Origin of the sequence: Pseudomonas sp. NPDC089408, from assembly GCF_044749445.1 — a bacterium.
Classification (GTDB): Bacteria; Pseudomonadota; Gammaproteobacteria; order Pseudomonadales; family Pseudomonadaceae; genus Aquipseudomonas.
Window position 1 is genome coordinate 208938 of the sequence record NZ_JBIVHY010000005.1, and the last position, 19151, is coordinate 228088.

A 19151-nucleotide genomic window follows, 5' to 3' on the forward strand; every position below is an offset into this window, starting at 1 on the left:
GGTGATTGTTGGCCCGCAGGCTCGGCCTCTTCGCGGGTGAACCCGCTCCTACAATGGGCGGTGTCGGACCGGTGATTGTTGGCCCGCAGGCTCGGCCTCTTCGCGGGTGAACCCGCTCCTACAATGGGCGGTGTCGGACCGGTGATTGTTGGTCCGCAGGCTCGGCCTCTTCGCGGGTGAACCCGTTCCTACAATGGGCGGACCGGTGATTGTTGGCCCGCAGGCTCGGCCTCTTCGCGGGTGAACCCGCTCCTACAATGGGCGGTGTCGGACCGGTGATTGTTGGCCCGCAGGCTCGGCTTCTTCGCGGGTGAACCCGTTCCTACAATGGGCGGACCGGTGATTGTTGGTCCGCAGGCTCGGCCTCTTCGCGGGTGAACCCGCTCCTACAATGGGCGGTGTCGGACCGGTGATTGTTGGCCGCAGGCTCGGCCTCTTCGCGGGTGAACCCGCTCCTACAATGGGCGGTGTCGAACCACTGATGTGTGCATACCACCGATCGATGTAGGAGCGGGTTCACCCGCGAAGAGGCCGGGCCTGCAACAGCTGATGGCCCTTTAGGCGCGCCCCCCCAACATCCCGCGCTCGACGATGAAGTCGATCACCGCCTGCAGCCCCTCGCCTTTCTTCAGGTTGCTGAAAGTCCATGGCCGCTGCGGGCGCATGCGCTGGGTGTCGCGCTCCATTACCTCCAGCGAAGCACCTACATACGGCGCCAGGTCGGTCTTGTTGATGACCAGGAAGTCCGACTTGGTAATGCCTGGGCCGCCCTTGCGCGGGATCTTCTCGCCTTCGGCCACGTCGATCACGTAGATGGTCAGGTCGGCCAGTTCCGGGCTGAAGGTGGCGCTTAGGTTGTCACCGCCGCTCTCGACGAAAATCACTTCCAGGTTACCGAACTTGCGCGCCAGGGCTTCGACCGCCGCCAGGTTCATCGAGGCGTCTTCACGAATGGCCGTGTGCGGGCAGCCGCCGGTTTCTACGCCGACGATGCGCTCGGGCTCCAGGGCGCCGGCCTCGGTGAGGATGCGCTGGTCTTCCTTGGTGTAGATGTCGTTGGTGACCACGGCGATCTGGTAGTGATCGCGCATGGCTTTGCACAGCGCTTCCAGCAGTGCGGTCTTGCCAGACCCGACCGGGCCGCCGACACCGACGCGCAGGGGTTGTTGATAGCTTTGCATGCAGGCAGTCCTCAGGAACGGAACAAACGGGTGTATTGGGTTTCGTGACGCGATGAGGCAATGGCCAGCAACGGCAGGCCGCCGCCAAGCTGGTCATCGCCCAGGGCCAGGGCGTGGTCGAGGGCAGCGGGCAAGTCGGCACCGAGGTCGCGCAGCAAGGTCTGGGCAGCCTGCTGGCCGAACGGCACCAGCTTGACCCCGGCCATGACCGCGCCTTCCAGCCAGGCAAAACCATGGCCCAAGGCCAACTGGCGCAGCGGGATGGCCCAGTGCGCGGCCAGCCAGGCCATGCCGCCCAGCTGGGTCAGCTCAAGGCTGGCCCGCCAGGCCGGGGCCTGGCCCAGTTGCCAGCCGTCGAGCAGCCGCGCCAACGCCGCGCCACGCTGCTGTTCTTCAAGGCGTAGCTCGGCAGTTTCGCGGTTGGCCAGCAAGAAGCGGCTCCACTGGCCGAACGCTTGTGCATCCCCGGCCTGGCAGGCGTGGTACAGGCGCGCCAGCACCGGCCAGTCAACGCAGGCCAGGGTGTCGTGAAGCTGCTCACGCTGCCAGGCAGCAAAGCCCTCCACACCCACCACCCAGCCCGCCTCGACCGCCCACTCCAGGCCTTGCGAATAGGTAAAGCCGCCCACCGGCAAGCCAGGGCTGGCCAACTGCAGCAGGCGCAGCAACGCGAGGTCGCTGTTCATCAGCCTGCCAGCACCAGCGCGGCGCCGGCTAGCAGGCCGCCGCCGAAGGCTTTCTGCAAACCACTGTGGCGGCGCAACAGGCAACCGACCGCGAAGCCGACCGCCAGCAGCAGGCCACTGACCGCGACAAAGCCGGCACTGAACTGCCAGAACGCGCTTGGCGTGGCTTCCACGCCATGGGCCCAGCCGTGGAACAGGGCGAACACCGGCATGGCCGTGGCCAACAGCAACTGGCGGCTCGGCAGCAGCACCGCGCCGGCAGCCACCAGCAGCGACACGGCGATGAGCGTTTCCATGCCCAGCACGTCACCGAACAGATGGCCACACACCGCACCCCCGAACATCGCCGCCAAGGTCGCCAGCGGCAACGTCAGGTTGCGCCGGGTCAGCGCGGCCAGCACGCCGGTGCCAAGCAGCATCAGCAGGTGGTCAAGCCCGGTCAACGGGTGCAGCAGGCCGTCCTGCAACGGGTTGCTGTCATGGCCAGGGTGGGCGAAAGCCGGCAACGCCAGCATCAGCAGAAACAGGGCGAAAGTCTTTTTCATCGGTTGCTCCAGGGCAGTTCAGGAATGGGCAGGCAGGCGCACGAACGGGTGATCGTGGCCATGGGCATGGCTGTGGCCGTGGCCATGCGGCGCGCTCTGGTAAGCGCCCGCTTCAGGTTCGAACGGGGCGTGCTCGGCCTCCACCGTCAGGCCCAGGCCACGCAGCATATCGTCCAGCACATGGTCGTGCTGAAAACGCAGCAGGCCGGGCTCGATCTGCAGCGGTACATGGCGGTTGCCCAGGTGGTACGCCGCACGGGCCAGCAAGTGCGGGTCGGCGCAGCGCACCGTGGACACCGCCTCGGGCGCTGCCAGCACACGGATCAACTGGCTGCCATCAGCATCGGCCAACAGTTCGCCACCGCGCAGCAGGTGGCCACGCTCCAGCATCAACCCGGCTTCGCGGCCATCGTCCAGGGTTACCCGCAGGCGGCTTTTGATTCGGCTGTCGACGTCAAGGGTGACGGTGCCGCTGACAGCATGCGTGCCGGGTTCGGTAATACGGCGGGTCAAGACAATCATCGGTGCTCCTTCAGAACAGAAAATAGCGCTGGGCCAGCGGTAGCTCGGTGGCCGGCTCGCAAACCAGCAACTCGCCATCGGCGCGCACCTGGTAGGTTTGCGCATCGACCTCGATCAGCGGCTGCAGGGTGTTGTGGACCATGTCCGGCTTGCGTATCCGCCGGCAGCCGTTGACCACACCGATCAGGCTGCGCAGGTTCAGCTCCTCGGCCAGGCCACGGGCCATGGCCTCCTGGGGCAGGAAGGTCATGCGCGTGGCATGCCGCGCGGCCCCCAGCGCGCCGAACATCGGCCGGTAATGCACCGGTTGCGGCGTGGGGATGGAGCCGTTGATGTCGCCCATCGGCGCGGTGACGATCATCCCGCCCTTGAGCACCAGGGCCGGTTTGACCGCAAAGAACGCGGGGGACCACAGCACCAGATCTGCCAGCTTGCCGACCTCGACCGACCCCACTTCGTGACCGATACCATGAGTGAGTGCCGGGTTGATGGTGTACTTGGCGATGTAGCGCTTGACCCGAAAGTTATCGCTGTAATGGGTATCCGGCGCCAGCGGCCCGCGGCGCAGCTTCATCTGGTGCGCCACCTGCCAGGTGCGCAGCACCACTTCGCCCACCCGGCCCATGGCCTGGGAGTCGGACGAGGTCATGGCAAACGCGCCCATGTCGTGGAGGATGTCCTCGGCGGCGATGGTTTCGCGACGGATGCGCGACTCGGCAAAGGCCACGTCCTCGGCGATGCTCGGGTCCAGGTGGTGACAGACCATGAGCATGTCCAGGTGCTCGTCCACGGTGTTGATGGTGTACGGCAGGGTCGGGTTGGTCGAGGACGGCAGCACGTTGGCCTGCCCTGCCGCACGGATGATGTCTGGCGCATGGCCGCCACCGGCACCTTCGGTATGAAAGGTGTGGATGGTGCGGTCGCCGATCGCTGCCAGGGTATCTTCGATGCAGCCGGACTCGTTGAGGGTGTCGGTGTGGATCGCCACCTGGATGTCCATTTCTTCGGCCACGCCCAGGCAGCAGTCAATGGCTGCGGGTGTCGAACCCCAGTCTTCATGCAGCTTGAGGCCGACCGCGCCTGCGGCGATCTGCTCGCGCAATGCTTCAGGGCGCGAAGCATTGCCCTTGCCCAGCAAACCGATGTTGATCGGCAGGCTGTCAGCGGCCTGCAGCATGCGCGCCAGGTACCAGGGCCCGGGCGTGCAGGTGGTGGCGTTGGTGCCGGTGGCCGGGCCGGTGCCGCCGCCGATGAAGGTGGTGACGCCGCTGTTCAGCGCCTCGTCCACCTGCTGTGGGCAGATGAAGTGAATATGCGAGTCGACACCGCCAGCCGTGACGATCTTGCCTTCGGCCGCGATCACCTCGGTGCCCGGCCCGACCGGCACGTTGACGCCCGGTTGCACATCGGGGTTGCCGGCCTTGCCGATCACGGCGATGCGCCCGTGCTTGATGCCGATATCGGCCTTGACGATGCCCCAGTGGTCGATGATCAGGGCATTGGTCAGCACCAGGTCCATGGCCTGGGCCGCCAGCATCTGGCCCTGCCCCATGCCATCACGAATGACCTTGCCGCCGCCAAACTTCACTTCTTCGCCATAGACCGTAAAGTCTTTTTCTACCTCGACCCACAGCGCCGTGTCGGCCAGGCGCACGCGGTCGCCCACTGTGGGGCCGAACATGTCGGCGTAGGCCTGGCGGGAAATACGGCTCATGACCTGCCCTCCAGCGCGCCCATCACCTTGCCCTGAAAGCCGTAGACTTCACGCTTGCCGGCGTAGGCCACCAGTTGCACGGTGCGCGCCTGGCCCGGCTCGAAACGCACGGCGGTGCCAGCCGGGATGTCCAGGCGAAAGCCCAGGGTCGGCGCGCGCTCGAACACCAGCGCCTCATTGACTTCGTAAAAATGGTAATGCGAGCCGACCTGCACCGGCCGGTCGCCGTGGTTGGCCACGCTGACGCTGACCGTTGCCCGGCCACTGTTCAGCTCGATGTCGCCTGCGGCGACCTGGATTTCACCTGGGATCATGCGGCGCTCCTTGGCGGTTTCAGACGATGGGGTCATGCACGGTCACCAGCTTGGTGCCATCCGGGAAGGTCGCTTCCACCTGCACGTCGTGCAGCATTTCGGCGATGCCGGGCATCACCTGCTCACGGCTTAGCACCTCGCGCCCCAGGCTCATCAGTTCCGCCACGGTGCGGCCATCACGGGCGCCTTCCAGCACGGCGGCACTGATCAACGCCACGGCCTCCGGGTAGTTGAGTTTCAGGCCGCGGGCCAGGCGCCGCTCCGCCAGCAGTGCGGCGGTGAACAGCAGCAGTTTGTCTTTCTCTCTCGGGGTCAGCTCCATGGCGCTCTCTCAGGTGGCCCAGATACGCGGCGGGCAGGCTGGCAGGCCAAGAATGGCCGGGCGCAGTACATGCCACAGGCGTTGCAGGGTGTGTTGCAGGTGTTGGTTGTCATGATCAAGCAGGCGAATCACCAGCAACGACCCGAGCAGGGTCGCGCCGGCCGGGTTGCCCAATTTGTCGAGCAGCGGGCGCACCTGCTCCAGCACGGCCTGGTCGGCCGGTGCGGCGCAGAAGGTGGCGAGCAGCGGGTGGCCGCCGAGCTTGTCCAGCTGCCCGCCTTCGATACGCAAGCGCTCGTGCAGGCCAACCTCGCCAGGGAGCTCGATGTGCAAAACGTTGTCGAGGGCGCCGTGGTCGAAACGCTCGTCCATCACCGGACGACCCAGGCACAGGGTTTCCCAGGCCAGCAGGCGGGCACCGGGTTCAAGGGTGAAGCGGCTGGCGAGGCTGGCGCGGGCGCCGGAAAAGAAGATGCTGTCCTGTGGCAGCCACTCCAGGGTGCTGCCGGCAGCCAGCTGAAAGCGCTGGGCCAGCCGCGCGGTCGGGCCGATGCTGCGGTAGAACTTGCTGGCACCTGGCATGGTCAGCAGCGCGTGGCTGCCGGGCTCCAGCTGAATGTCCAGGTCCAGGCGATCGCCCGCGACGATGCCGCCCGGCGGGTGCAGCACATAGACATGGCACGGTGCACCTTCCGGGTAGAAGGGCCGTTGCACCAAAAGAGGTCCGAAATGTTTCCACGCACCAAGGCGGGTCACACCCTCACGCCGGACAAAGCGCAACTGCAGGTGGGCGCTCCAGCCTGCAGTGTCTTGTGGTTGTTCGATCTGCTCCGCGAGCGACATCCTGCGGCCCCTGAAATCCGTGGCCTGCTGGCCGTTTAGAGAGTCCGCCACGGGCGCCTGTCAGCGCGCGCGGCCTGACCACTCGATCAAATTCGCAGGCTGGATATAGCAGGTTGCGGGCCAACTCCGCAGGTGAAGGCAGATGAAACTTTTATCGCGGCCGCTCTGGCATCGGGCATACGGGGGGATGGCGCACAAAGCAGGGGCGTGGTTTGGCCCTGTTTCGGTGCCAGCCCCACCCGGTGATGATTCATTGCCTTGCGCGATCCTTGTAGGAGCGGGTTCACCCGCGAACACGGGCGAAGCCCGTGCCATACGCCGTGCTGGATTCTTCGCGGGTAAACCCGCTCCTACAAAGGACGCGTAACAGGCCTGATATCAGTAGTCGAAACGGTCCACCGCCCGGCGGCGTTCGTTGTCGTCGCGCCGGTCGTAGATAGCCGTGGTCTGGATGTTGGCGTGGTGTGCCAGCTTCTGCGCAATCGACAGGTCATGCTCTTCGATCACCCGGGTGATAAAGGCCCGGCGGAAGTCGTGCGGCATGATTTTCACCCCCACCTGCGCACCGCGCTGGCGGGCAATGTAGTAGATTGCATGCTTGGTGATGCGCGCCCGGGTGATGTGGCTGCCGCGGCGGATACGGTTAAACAGGAACGGGTCGTCCTCGGCGCCGGCCGGCAAGTCCTGGCGGCGCAGGTCGAGCCATGCTTGCAACTTTTCGAATGCCCAAGGGGGTGCGTACTTGACCAGTTGGTGGTTGCCCTTGCCCACCACCTGCAGGCTGCGGGCCTCGAAATCGACCTGCTCAAGGTTGATGTCGACCGACTCCGACTTGCGCATGCCTGTGCCATACAGCAAGGCAATGATCGCCGCGTCGCGCACGCCTTGTGGGCGTGGGTCGGCCGCGCACACGTCCATCAACTCGCGAATCAGGCTGCGCCGCAGGTTGCGCCCGGGCGGCAGGCGGGTGCCAGTGGCCGGCTTGACTTCGCGAATGCGCAGCAACTGCTCATGGGCGATCAGGCCCTGGCGCCAGGCCTCGTTCATCACCCCGCGGATGGCGTTGACGTATAACGATGAGCTGTTGGGTGCGTAGCCGTCGGCACGCAGGGCCGCCACCAGTGCGATCACGTGGCCGGGCTCGAGCCGATGCCAAGGCACGTCGACGATATTGCAGTCGACAAAACCGAGCCGGTCGGCGGCGTCCTGAAGGATGTAGCGCATGGTTTGCTGGCTGGATGGGGCCAGGCGGGCCATGTACTGCAGCAGCGGGTTTTTCGAGAGGTCGGACAAAGCGTGAATCCTGTAGCGAAGCGTTGGCCGGCAGCGCAGCGGGCCAACCCTGAAGCAAGTTTAAACGACATACAAGCAAGTCTGAATGACCACAGAGTTCGCATGTTATTCAGACTCGGAGAAGTGCCATCACCTTGATATTCAAGGGCTTTGCAATTGGCACGAATCGTGATCTTAACCCAATTGAAGCCCTCTGAACGAACCAAGGACTGCCCATGCTTGTGCAACCCGTCGCTTCACGTCCACGCCAGGCTGTCTGGGGCCTGGGTTTTCGTCCGTTCTTTTTGGGCGGCAGCCTGTTTGCGCTGCTCGCCTTGCTGCTCTGGGCCGGGGTGCTGGCCGGCGCGCTGGCCCGGACACCGGCCGGCGGTATGCTGGCCTGGCACCGTCATGAGATGCTCTTCGGCTTTGCCGCCGCCATCATCGCCGGTTTCCTGCTGACCGCCGCGCAAAACTGGAGCGGTATCCCTGGCCTGCTGGACCGGGCATGCTTGCTGCTCAGCGTGGCGGTGCCACTGGCCTTTGCCAAGGGGCTGGGCGACTCACCACACACAAGCCTGGCCGTGCTGTTTTTTGCCCTGTTCACGCTGCACGCCGCACGCTTGGTGCTGTGGCACGACCGTGGCCTGTGGCGCGTGCCGCTGCTGTGGTCACTGCACCTGGCTTATGCCTGGATCGCCCTCGCCTGCCTGGGCATGGCGCTGTGGCACGCCGGAATGGCGGTGAACCCGAGCCTGGTGACCCACGCCCTGACCGTTGGCGCCATGAGCGGGCTGATCCTGGCGATGATGGCGCGGGTGATTCTGCCGCTGCTCACACCGCTGGATGCCACGGGTGGATGGCATGCCTGGGTAACAGCTTGCAGCTGACAGGTTGACACGGTCCCTTGTAGGAGCGGCCTTGTGTCGCGAAAGGGCCGCAGAGCGGCCCCGGCAATTCATGCATTTGCGCGAAGATACTGGGGCCGCTACGCGGCCCTTTCGCGACACAAGGCCGCTCCTACAAAGGACCGCGTACCGGTCAGGGGCAGTGCTCGGCGGCTGGCCACCAGCCCGGGAACATCTGCTGCACCCGTGGCTCGGCAAAGCGTTCATCGATCAGCACCAACACGCCTCGGTCCTGGTCCCCCCGGATCACCCGGCCCGCCGCCTGGATCACCTTGCGCACCCCCGGGTAGAGGTAGGCGTAATCGAACCCTGCGCCAAACTGCCGCCCCAAGCGCTGCTTGAATTGCTCGTTGACCGGGTTGACCTGGGGCAGCCCGAGGGTGGCAACGAAGGCACCGATCAACCGGGTACCCGGCAAATCCACGCCTTCGCCGAATGCACCGCCCAACACAGCAAAACCGACACCTCGGCCATCAGCAACGAAGCGATCCAGAAACGCCTGCCGGGCGGCCTCGTCCATGCCGGGTGCCTGCGCCCACAGCGGTATCTGTGCATACCGCTCGGCCAGTAACCCGGCCACCTGCTGCAGGTATTCAAAGCTGCTGAAGAACGCCAGGTAGTTGCCCGGCATCTGTTGGTACTGCCGGGCAATCAGCTCGACAATCGGCGCCAGCGAAGCCTGGCGCTGCTGGTACCGCGTGGACACCTGGCTGGCAATGCGCACCTCCAGTTGCTCCGCACGAAACGGCGCGGCCACTTCCAGCCAGGCGGTATCGGCCGGCATGCCCAGCAGGTCACGGTAGAAATGCGGCGGGCTCAGCGTGGCTGAAAACAGCGTCACACTGCGCGCCGCCCGCATGCGCGGCGCCAGCAGCCGCGCCGGGGTGACATTGCGCAGGCACAACGTGGCTAGCCGCCGATTGCGTGGGCCTTGGCGCTGGCTGATATCGAACAGGAAATGCTCGTCGAACAGCTCGGCGACCCGGCTGAACTGCAAGGCCTGATAGAAGAACTGCAGCACCTGCGGGTCAATGTGCGCGGGTGACTGGTTCATCTGTTCCTGAATCAGCCCGATGCACTGCTGCAACGCACGCAGCAGGCCTTCGGGCAGCGCTTCGCTGGCCTGGTACGGCGCCCGTTGTTCCTTGTACAGGGCGTTCCACTGCCGGTTCAGGCGGTCCAGTGCGCTGACCAGCCCCTGCGGTTTGCTTTGGCGCAGGGCCAGCAACTGGCCCTGGTCGAGGCTGGCGCTGTACATGCCGCGCCCCCGCTCGACCAGGTTGTGGGCTTCGTCCACCAGCACCGCAACCTGCCACTGGTTGAGTTGGGCCAGGCCGAACAGCAAGGCATGGGCGTCGAAGTAGTAGTTGTAGTCGGCGACCAGCACGTCGGCCCAGCGCGCCATTTCCTGGCCCAGGTAGTACGGGCATACCTGGTGCGCCAGGGCCACATCGCGCAGGTTGGCGCGGTCGAGCAACGGCACTGCTGCCGCGGCTTCGCGCGCAGCCGGCAATCGGTCGTAGAAGCCAGCGGCCAACGGGCAGGACTCGCCATGGCAGGCTTTGTCCGGGTACTCGCAGGCCTTGTCGCGGGCGATAAGCTCCAGCGTGCGCAAGGCGGGCTGCGGCGTGGCGTCGGTGATCTGGCGTACGGCATCAAGGGCGAGCGCCCGGCCTGGGGTCTTGGCCGTGAGAAAGTACACTTTGTCCAGTTGCTGCGGCACCATGGCTTTGAGCAACGGGAACAAAGTACCGAGTGTCTTGCCAATGCCGGTGCTGGCCTGGGCCATCAGGCAACGGCCGGTGCTTACCGCCTTGTACAGGGTTTCGGCCAGTTGCCGCTGGCCCTGCCGGAACTGCGGGTAAGGAAAGCTCAGCGCTTGCAGGCCGTGGTCGCGCTCGGCCAAACGGCCTTGCTGAAACTGCGCCCACCCCAGAAAGCGCTGGCACTGGGCTTCAAAGAAGCGCTGCAATTCAACCGCAGTGCAGTGCTCACTGAACAAGGTCTGGCTATCGCTATCGACATCCAGGTACACCAGCGCTACCTCAATGGCCGGCAGTTGGCGAGCCTGGCACATCAGCCAGCCATAGACCTTGGCCTGCGCCCAGTGCAACTGACGGTGATTAGCCGGCTGCCGCGCCAGGTCGCCGCGGTGGGTCTTGATCTCTTCCAGCCGGTTGCCGGCGGGGTCGTAACCATCAGCGCGGCCGCGCACCCGCAGGGTTTCGAACTGGCCTTCGAGGGTGATTTCGGACTCGTAGCCCGCCGCTCGCCGAGCCACCACCCGCTGATGCCCTTCGATACCCTCCTGGGCGGTGGGCGATGGCGTGAAGCGCAGGTCCAGGTCGCCGACCTTGGCGCTGAACTCGCACAAGGCCCGTACCGCCACGCTGTAGCTCAAGGCGTTTCGCTCCAGCGCACATGGCACACCGCGACTGGCAGGCCGTGTTCGCGGCAGAATTGCAGCCAGCGCAGTTGGTTGTCCTGCAGGCGATCACCGGGGCCCTTGACCTCGACCATGCGATAGCGCCCCTGCTCGGGCCAGAACTGGATCAGGTCGGGCATGCCCGCGCGGTTGCTGCGAATGTCCTGCAACAGGCGCAGAAAGCACTGTTTCAGCTGGGCGGCCGGCAGGCAGGCCAAGGCCTGGGTCAGCAGTTCTTCACTGAGCATGGGCCAGAACACGAATGGCGACTGCAGGCCCAGCTTGGCCGCGTAGCAGTCGAGAATCGCCTGGCGGTGGCTGCCATCATCCAGCCGCCCGAGGCATTGCTCGAACAGCGCACTGCGCCGTAGCAGGAAGTCGCTGTCGTGCAGGTCCTGTGGCGCGGCCTGGAACGGGTTGAAGAACGCCCCTGGCACCGGCGCGAAAATCGCCTCCCAGCACAGCAGGCCAAACAGGCTGTTGAACAGGGTGTTTTCCACGTAATGCGCCTGGCCGCCCTCGCGCGCCAGGTGCTGCCGCACCGCTTCCTCCACCCCCAGCGCGGCCTGCTCGCGGGGTAGTTCCAGCTCGATCAGCTCCAGCGGCGCGACACGCTGGCGCCGCTGTGGCGGGCCGCCGAGCTTGCGCGCCAGGCGCGGCAGCATGCGCGCCAGTGCCTGCACCTCCAGCGCGTTGGCCGGCGCTTCGGCCAGCTGCAACGCCAGTGCGTGGGCCTGGGGCCACTGTTCGCTGCGCTCCAGTACCCGCACCTGGCGGATACGTGCCTGGGCATGGTTGCACTGTGCGTACACGGCCATGGCCTGGTCCCATTCACCCAGGCGCTCGCATTGCTGGCCCAGGGCGAATTGCAGGCGCGCACGGCGCCGGGCCAGCCATGGGTTGTCACTGTGCAGGCTGTGCATCACGGCAAGGATCGACTCAGGATCGTCGCCCTGCTCCAGCCGCTCGGTGCAGTGGTGCAGGGCCATGGCCAGGTCGAGATCGGCGCGTTGCTGCAAGGCACGTGAATCGGGGCTGAACGGCACCTGTTCGTAACGCAGCAGGCCCAAGTCGGCGAGAACGAAGTCTGACCAGTCCTGGTACAGGTTGCCGAAGAACAGCAGGCGCATGCGGTCGCACAGCGGTTGCAGGCACCACTGGAGGATGCGCACCTCACTGTCGGGGAACCAGTCGGCCAGAGAGCGGGCGGCCATCTGCAAGGGTTGCAGCTGGGCCAACAGCTCATGCTTGGTGGCGCGCGGGCGGCTCAGTTGCGCGGTGAAGCAGCGGGCCAGTTCGTCCTTGCGCAGCAAGGCGAACAGCTGTTCCAGTGCCAGTTGCTCAGGTTCGCGCACCCAGCCGAGCGCCCGCAGCGGTTGCAGGGCCAGCGCGGTGTCGCCTATTTCGGCGTAGTCCAGCCGGTCACTGCGAAACAGCTCACCTTTGCGCATGACCATGCGCACCAGCAACGCCTGGGCTGGCGCCTGCAGTTGGCTGAACGTATGGATGAAGGCCAGTTCATGCTCATCGAGCAGGTCTGCGTAGCGCTGTTCGACCCATAGCAGCACCTGGCGGAAGTTGTGCAGGTAGTAGAACGGGTCGTCGACGGAATGGGCGATCACGGGTTGGGGTCAAGTTGCGGGAACAGGCACTGGTTATACATACAGACCCATGTGCCTGACAAGAGCCGTGGGTCAGTTCGATTCGACTGCCTTATGCAAAAGCAGAGGCTTGCATTGGTCACTGTGGGAGCGGCTTTAGCCGCGAACACCGGCGCAGCCGGTGCCATACACTACGTCGACAGCTTCGCGGGTAAACCCGCTCCTACAAGTACCGCGGTGCCTGAAAGGACAGCGCAGTACCTGTAGAGCAGCGGTCAAGCCCTGGCCAGCTCCCCCGCCTCGACCCTGGCACTGCCGATCGGCGCCTGCAGCAGCAGGAAATACGCCACCGCCGAACACAGTGCCACCACCGCACTAATCATGAACGCCGTGGTGAACGACCCCGAATACTGGATGCTGAAACCTGTAGCGATGGGCGCCACGGAACCGGCGATATAACCGCCGAAGTTCTGGATCGAACCAAACGACGCCACGCGCTGGCTGTCGACGATGGTGTTGACAATCATCCACGCCGTGGCACTGGCCATGTTGATGCTGAACAACGCCAGGCACAGCAGGATAGTGCAACCGGTCAGGCCGGTAACAAACGACAGCGGCAAGGTGAACAGTGCCGCCAGCACCAGGCCGGTGATGACGCTGAACTTGCGGCTGCCCAGCACGCTCAGGCCGCGCTTGACCAGCCAGTCGCAGAAGCGCCCGGCCACGATCGTGCCTGCTGCACCAAAGCCGTAGGCCAGCGACACCACCCAGGCGGTCTTGTACAGGTCCAGGCCGTGCTCACGCTCGAAGTAGCCCGGCAGCCAGGTCAGGTGCAGCCAGAGCATGTAGATCACGCCCATGAAACCCAGCACCGCCCCCCACGTGCTGCGGTGCTTGAACAGATCAAGCCAGCCAGCGAAATACGAGGTTTTCGGTGCTTGCGCTGCTGCCGGAGCAGGCTGCTCGCTGGGCAACGGCCTGCCTTCGGCTGCGAGTTCGGCCAGGTAGCGTGCCTTGCTCTTGTAGAAGCTCAGCCAGCACACGGCCAGCACCATACCGATCACGCCAGTGATGATGAACATGCCGCGCCAGCCGAAGTTGACCATGAACAGTGTCAGCAAGGGCGGTGCCAGGCAGGGCCCCAGGCAGGTTGAGGACCAGACCACCCCGGTCGGGGTGCCGCGCTCGTTGGCATCGAACCATTCCGACAGGGCTTTGGCCGCCGAGGGGAACATGGGCGCCTCGCCAATGCCCAGCAGTACCCGCAAGCCCATGAAGCCGGCAAAACTGCTGACCATGCCGAACGCCGCCTGGGCGACCGACCAGCCGAGCAACGAGGCACCCAAGGCAATCTTGCTGCCCAGGCGGTCGATGATCATGCCCATGGGCAACTGCGCGAAGGCATAGGCAATGGAAAACGCCGACAACAAAATGCCCATCTGCGACGGGCTGATCATCATGTCTTTCTGGATCGAGGTGTTGGCGATCGACAGCGCGCTACGGTCCAGGTAGTTGACGATGCCGATCAGTAGCAGGAACACAACGGTAATGCGCTGGTACTTCTTCATAGGGTTCATGTGTCGACCTTTATTATTATTGTTGCCGCGCTGTCTGCGCCTTGGCGATCCCTCGGGGATGCTGCGCCCCTTCCCTGGCGCAGCGTGGCGTTCAGGGTTGGCGGGCGGCAGCTGCAACCTGCAGCAGGCCGCGCTGGCCGAGGTTGTCGATCAGCGCGCGCAGGCCGAACTGCCACTGCGGTGCCTGGTCGCTGGTGGTCACTCGGTTGCACAGGGTACCCAGTTGCGGGTTGCTGATGCTCACGACATCGCCGGGTTTGTGGGTGAAGCCGTTGCCCGGCTGGTCGCGGTCCTGCTTGGGCGCAAACAAGGTACCGAGGAACAGCACCAGGCCGTCGGGGTACTGATGGTTTTCATTGACCGTTTGCTGCACCAGGTCTTGCGGGTCGCGGCTGATCTGACGCATGGAACTGCGCCCGGAGAGGATGAAGCCGTCCTCGCCTTCGACGCGCAGGTCCACCTCGGCAGTGCGAACATCGTCCAGGCTGAAGCTTTCGTCAAACAGCCGCAGCAGCGGGCCCAGGGCCGTGGAGGCGTTGTTGTCCTTGGCCTTGGATAGCAGCAAGGCGCTACGCCCTTCGAAGTCACGCAGGTTGACGTCGTTGCCGAGCATCGCCCCTTTGATGCGGCCATCGCTGGACACCGCCAATACCACTTCCGGTTCCGGGTTGTTCCAGCTGGACTTGGGATGGATGCCGATGTCGGCGCCGTGGCCGACCGCCGACAGCGGTTGGGCCTTGGTGAACACCTCGGCGTCCGGGCCAATACCCACTTCCAGGTACTGCGACCACAGGCCCTGCTCTACCAGCACCTTGCGCAGCGCTTCGGCCTGGGCCGAGCCCGGTACGATCTGCGACAGGTCGGCGCCAATGCGGCTGGCCAGGGTGTCACGGATGGCGTCGGCCTTGGCCGGGTCGCCCTTGGCCTGCTCTTCGACCACGCGTTCCAGCAAGCTGGTGGCGAAGGTTACGCCAGCGGCTTTGACGGCCTGCAGGTCGATGGGTGCCAACAGCCATGGCTGATGCGGGTCGCGCTGGGCCGGGTCGCTGTTACCCAGCAATGCCGGCAACGCAATCAGCGGCGCACCAAGCGGCAAGGCGCGCAAGTAGGCCACCGGCTCGGCGACTTCCAGCAGGGCCGAGACCGTCGCCACATGCTGGCTGATGTCGTAGACCGCGCCGGCCTTCACCAGCACGACCGCCGGCCCCTGATTCGGCAGCCACACCCGCCCTACCCAACTGCCTTTGTCGAACACGCTGGCATCATGGCTCAGCGACAGGGGTTGATTGGCATTCGATCGATCAGTCATCGGTGTACCCTTACTGTGCATCATTGGGAAAGTGTCGGCAGGTTCAGTTGCCCAGCCAGCCGGTCCAGGTCGGCCACCAGTTGTGGCGCAAGGCTGGCGCCCTGCTCCAGGGCCTGACGGCGGAGCGCGAGGCCTGCCTGCCCGGGCAGGCGCACCGGGCGCGCGGGGTCGAGCGGCCGGCTGGCGAGGACCAGGCGGCCGAGGAAACTGGTTTCGTCGCTGAACGCTTGCAGGCCACCGAAGAAGCGTGGGTCTATCACCACGGCAGTGGCCGAGGCGCCCCACTGGTCAGGTGTATCCTTGCGGCCATGGCCGGCCAGCCCTGAAGTCAGCGCTTCGACCAACAGCGCCAGGGCAAAGCCTTTGTGGCCAAAGGCCTGACCACCCAGGGGCAGGATGCTGCCTTGCGGTTGAGTAAAGAAGTCGCCCGGGTTGTCGCTCAATTGCCCGTCATTGCTCACCAGCACCGGGTGTGGCAGCCGGCTGCCGGCATCGCGGCACTGGCCCACTAGCCCGAGGGTGACGGTCGACATACTGACGTCAAGCAGGATTGGCTCGCCTTGGGTCGGGATACCGGCCGCGATCGGGTTCGGGGTGTACACCGGGTCGATGCCGCCATGGGCACAGACCACCCCCACCGACGGGTCCGAGGAATACACCAAGGCCACCAGGCCCTGGTCGGTATAGGGCTTGAGGTAAGCGGCCAGGCAGCCGATATGGGCAGCGCGGCGTACCACGGCGATACCGATACCCTGCGCCGTCGCGCCTTTTGCCGCGCAGTCCAAGGCACGGCTGACGCAGTACGGCCCGAGCAGGTAGTGGCCGTCGAACAGGCTGGAAATGCCACTGTCCGAGACCTGTTCCAGCGCTTGCGCACTGGCTTTTACATGGCCGCTCAGGATGCCATCGATGTAGCGGCTGACCAGGTTCAGCCCATGGGTACGGTGGCCAAGCAGTTCGCCTTCGAGCAGTACCCGGGTCACGACCTGGGCGACTTCGACATCAGCTCCGGCCTTGGTGAACAGTTGCTCGACAAAGGCGCTGAGCGCTTGCACGTTGTAGCGTGTGGTTGGAGTCATTGCAGTTGCCTCGAAAAGGGACGGGCGCGCTCGATCAGGTCACGGCACCGATCTGCCACGGCACGAACTCGTTCTGCCCATAACCATGCTGTTCGCTCTTGCTACGCTCGCCGGAGGCAATGCGCAGCATCTGTTCGAAGATGTAGGCGCCGCGCTCCTCGATGCTGGTGGAGCCGTCGGCGATACCGCCGCAATTGACGTCCATGTCCTCTTGCTGGTGCTCGAACACCCGGTTGTTGGTAGCCAGCTTGATCGACGGCGCCGGGGCGCAGCCGTAGGCCGAGCCACGGCCGGTGGTGAAGGCGATCAGGTTGGCCCCGCCTGCCACCTGGCCGGTAGCCGAAACCGGGTCGTAGCCGGGGGTATCCATGAACACCAGGCCCTGGGCACGCACCGCCTCGGCGTACTGGTACACATCGACCAGGTTGCTGGAGCCTGCCTTGGCCACCGCACCCAGCGATTTTTCGAGGATGGTGGTCAGGCCCCCGGCCTTGTTGCCAGCCGAGGGGTTGTTGTTCAGTTCGGCGTTCATGCGCTGGCAGTAGTCCTCCCACCAGCGGATGCGGGCTACCAGCTTCTCGCCCACCTCGCGGCTGACGGCGCGGCGCGTCAGCAAGTGCTCGGCACCGTAGATCTCGGGGGTTTCAGAAAGAATCGCAGTACCGCCGGCTGCCACCAGGCGGTCAACGGCATTGCCCAGTGCCGGGTTGGCAGTGATCCCCGAGTAGCCATCGGAGCCACCGCACTGCAAACCGACCACCAGGTGCCGGGCACTGACTGCCTGGCGTTGGGCCTGGTTGGCCTCGGCCAGCAGCGCCTTGACCTGTTCGATACCGGCAGCGATGGTTTTCGACGTGCCACCGATGCCCTGGATGGTGAACGCGCGCAGTTGCGCACTGGCCTGCAGGCCCTGGGTTTCCAGCAGGCTTTCGATTTGGTTGGTTTCGCAGCCCAGGCCAATGATCAGCACCGCGGCGAAGTTGGGGTGTACGGCATACCCGGCCAGCGTGCGGCGCAACAGCCCCAGGGCTTCACCGCTGGGGTCCACGGCGCAGCCGGCGCCGTGGGTCAGGGCCACCACGCCGTCGATGTTCGGGTAGTTGGCCAGGGCCTCGGGGTGGATGTCGCGTCGGAAATGGTCGGCCACCGCGCGGGCCACGGTTGCCGAGCAGTTCACTGAGGTCAGGATGCCGATGTAGTTGCGGGTGGCGACCCGGCCATCGGCGCGCACGATGCCCTGGAACTGCGCGGTGCTGCTCGGCTGGTTGCGGGTATCGGCCCCGAAGGCGTAGTCACGGGCGAAGTCGCCCATCTGTACGTTGTGCACATGCACGTGGTCGCCGGCTTCGATGGCTTGCGAGGCAAAACCGATGATCTGGCCGTAACGGCGCAGCGGTTGGCCCTGCTCTACACGTTCGGTGGCGAGTTTGTGGCCCGAGGGGATTGGCTGGCGCACGGTAATCGCCTCGTTCTCCAGGCGCAGGCCTTGGGCCAGGGCCTGGCGGGCGATGAGGACGTTATCCAGCGGGTTGAGGCGGATGACGGCAGGGTCACCGGACTTGGCAATCAGTTGCATGGGACCTCTCAGGGCGGTGCTTCTTGTTATGGCTGAAGCCACTGTAAGAAGCCTTGCGCCGGATTCCCAATGAGATGATCGGATCGAGCGATAACCTGGTGTTATCGCAACGTGGCACCGACGTCTGGCTATCAATCGCCTGCCGCTAAACACGGTCCCCTGTAGGAGCGGCCTTGTGTCGCGAAAGGGCTGCGAAGCAGCCCCGGCAATTTATGCACTAGCACTGAAAACCTGGGGCTGCTTCGCAGCCCTTTCGCGACACAAGGCCGCTCCTACAGGTGTGCGCGCAACCAGCTGCTTATGGGCTTGCTTCTTCTTGGCGAGTCTGCGCACCTTCCAGCAAGATCTCGACAAACGCCCGGGCCGAGGCGCTCAGCGGCTCATCCCTGCGGGTGACCACGCCATATTCCAGCGCCGGCACATGCAACGGGCTGCACAGCTCCTTGAACTGCCCGCTGGCCAGCTGCGCGGCAACCATCGAGCGCGGCAACATGGCGATCATCGGCGCCGACTGCAGCAGCTGCAGGAACATCGGCATGGAGATGGTTTCTACGCTGTCGGCCGGCGTGGCGATACCGGCCACCCGGAACGCTTGCTCCAGGCGGTTGCGGATCGGGGTGCCGACCGGGTACAACACCCACGGCCAGTCGCCCAATACCTCCAGCGGTGTGCTGTCGAGCTGGTTGAGCGGGTGTTCGCTGTTGACCACCAGGCTGAACGGCTCAGGCTCCAGCGGCTGGAAGTCGAACAGATGGCTGAAACGCTCTTCGGTAAAACGGCCAATCATGATGTCCAGCTTGTTTTGCTCAAGCATGGTCAGCAGGTGATCGCTGGAATGCTCCACCACTTCGATTGACAGCAGTGGGCTGCGCGCCTTGATCGCGGCGATGGCCTGTGGCAGCACCAATGCGGTCGCGGCAAAGATACCGCCCACGCGGATGAAGCCGTGGCCGCCGTTGCGCAGCCGGTTGACCTGGTCGATGAACTGTTGCGATTCGGCCAGCGCGCTCTGGGCATAACGCACCACGTACTCACCCAGTTCGGTGGGCGGCATACTGCGCGGCAGGCGTTCGAACAGGGCAAAGCCGAACTGTTCCTCAAGGTCGCGCAGCATCTTGCTCAGGGCCGGCTGGCTCAGGTTCATGCGGGTGGCGGTCGCGTGCATGTTGCGCGTGCGCGCCAGGGTGTCGATCAGCACCAAGTGCTTGTAGCGGATCCAGTTGCAGAAACTGGAGTGGGTCATGTCCGGCGGCATACACGCAGGGCCTCATGCAGGG

At 65.0% G+C, this 19151-nt stretch carries 16 protein-coding genes and 1 pseudogene; 1 reads left to right on the forward strand and 16 read right to left on the reverse strand.

The window, feature by feature from the left end; all coding sequences use genetic code 11:
• Nucleotides 1-557: 557 nt before the first annotated feature.
• The 9 genes from ureG to xerC all read right to left on the reverse strand — a co-directional run bounded on the left by ureG (nucleotide 558) and on the right by xerC (nucleotide 7420).
• Nucleotides 558-1181, reverse strand: coding sequence for an urease accessory protein UreG (gene ureG, locus ACIP02_RS10915; protein WP_400616136.1), 624 nt, complete (start codon nucleotides 1179-1181; stop codon nucleotides 558-560).
• 11 nt (nucleotides 1182-1192) lie between these two features.
• Nucleotides 1193-1867 (reverse strand): urease accessory protein UreF, encoded by a 675-nt coding sequence (locus ACIP02_RS10920; RefSeq protein WP_400616139.1) that lies wholly within the window; start codon nucleotides 1865-1867, stop codon nucleotides 1193-1195.
• Entirely contained in the window at nucleotides 1867-2412 is a 546-nt protein-coding gene (locus ACIP02_RS10925; protein WP_400616142.1) for a HupE/UreJ family protein, read from the reverse strand. Before ACIP02_RS10925 ends, ACIP02_RS10920 begins: the two co-directional genes overlap by 1 nt.
• Before the next feature lie 18 nt (nucleotides 2413-2430).
• A complete protein-coding gene (gene ureE, locus ACIP02_RS10930) occupies nucleotides 2431-2934 on the reverse strand; it encodes an urease accessory protein UreE (protein WP_400616144.1) in 504 nt (167 codons plus the stop codon).
• 10 nt (nucleotides 2935-2944) lie between these two features.
• The gene (ureC, locus tag ACIP02_RS10935) at nucleotides 2945-4648 is read right to left on the reverse strand and encodes an urease subunit alpha (RefSeq protein ID WP_400616146.1); all 1704 of its coding nucleotides are present in this window, start codon (nucleotides 4646-4648) and stop codon (nucleotides 2945-2947) included.
• Complete coding sequence (locus ACIP02_RS10940) at nucleotides 4645-4962, reverse strand: urease subunit beta (RefSeq protein WP_400616440.1); 318 nt, start codon at nucleotides 4960-4962, stop codon at nucleotides 4645-4647. Before ACIP02_RS10940 ends, ureC begins: the two co-directional genes overlap by 4 nt.
• 19 nt (nucleotides 4963-4981) lie before the next feature.
• Nucleotides 4982-5284 carry an urease subunit gamma gene (locus ACIP02_RS10945; protein WP_003256923.1) on the reverse strand — a complete coding sequence of 101 codons (303 nt, stop codon included), beginning with the start codon at nucleotides 5282-5284 and terminating at the stop codon, nucleotides 4982-4984.
• A 9-nt stretch (nucleotides 5285-5293) separates the two neighbouring features.
• Nucleotides 5294-6127, reverse strand: a complete 834-nt coding sequence (locus ACIP02_RS10950) for an urease accessory protein UreD (protein ID WP_400616149.1) — start codon at nucleotides 6125-6127, stop codon at nucleotides 5294-5296.
• Nucleotides 6128-6505: 378 nt separating this feature from the next.
• The gene (gene xerC / locus ACIP02_RS10955; protein WP_400616152.1) at nucleotides 6506-7420 is read right to left on the reverse strand and encodes a tyrosine recombinase XerC; all 915 of its coding nucleotides are present in this window, start codon (nucleotides 7418-7420) and stop codon (nucleotides 6506-6508) included.
• 215 nt (nucleotides 7421-7635) lie between these two features.
• Between xerC and ACIP02_RS10960 the strand changes: the two are divergent.
• A pseudogene (locus tag ACIP02_RS10960) lies at nucleotides 7636-8226 on the forward strand (NnrS family protein); the annotation flags it as partial.
• A 214-nt stretch (nucleotides 8227-8440) separates the two neighbouring features.
• Here the strand turns inward: ACIP02_RS10960 and ACIP02_RS10965 are convergent.
• From ACIP02_RS10965 to ACIP02_RS10995, 7 genes are all read right to left on the reverse strand, one after another.
• Nucleotides 8441-10708: an ATP-dependent DNA helicase gene (locus tag ACIP02_RS10965; protein ID WP_400616154.1), complete on the reverse strand. Its 2268-nt coding sequence runs from the start codon at nucleotides 10706-10708 to the stop codon at nucleotides 8441-8443.
• On the reverse strand, nucleotides 10705-12354 hold the full coding sequence (locus tag ACIP02_RS10970; protein ID WP_400616157.1) for a VRR-NUC domain-containing protein: 1650 nt from the start codon (nucleotides 12352-12354) through the stop codon (nucleotides 10705-10707). The genes ACIP02_RS10965 and ACIP02_RS10970 overlap by 4 nt, the downstream gene beginning before the upstream one ends.
• A 254-nt stretch (nucleotides 12355-12608) precedes the next feature.
• Entirely contained in the window at nucleotides 12609-13901 is a 1293-nt protein-coding gene (locus ACIP02_RS10975; RefSeq protein ID WP_400616442.1) for an MFS transporter, read from the reverse strand.
• Nucleotides 13902-14001: 100 nt separating this feature from the next.
• Nucleotides 14002-15219 carry a fumarylacetoacetate hydrolase family protein gene (locus ACIP02_RS10980; RefSeq protein ID WP_400616159.1) on the reverse strand — a complete coding sequence of 406 codons (1218 nt, stop codon included), beginning with the start codon at nucleotides 15217-15219 and terminating at the stop codon, nucleotides 14002-14004.
• 20 nt (nucleotides 15220-15239) lie between these two features.
• Nucleotides 15240-16298 (reverse strand): Ldh family oxidoreductase, encoded by a 1059-nt coding sequence (locus tag ACIP02_RS10985; RefSeq protein ID WP_400616161.1) that lies wholly within the window; start codon nucleotides 16296-16298, stop codon nucleotides 15240-15242.
• Nucleotides 16299-16332: 34 nt separating this feature from the next.
• On the reverse strand, nucleotides 16333-17874 hold the full coding sequence (locus tag ACIP02_RS10990; RefSeq protein WP_400616164.1) for a UxaA family hydrolase: 1542 nt from the start codon (nucleotides 17872-17874) through the stop codon (nucleotides 16333-16335).
• Nucleotides 17875-18172: 298 nt separating this feature from the next.
• Nucleotides 18173-19129 carry a LysR family transcriptional regulator gene (locus ACIP02_RS10995; RefSeq protein ID WP_400616166.1) on the reverse strand — a complete coding sequence of 319 codons (957 nt, stop codon included), beginning with the start codon at nucleotides 19127-19129 and terminating at the stop codon, nucleotides 18173-18175.
• Nucleotides 19130-19151 lie beyond the last annotated feature (22 nt).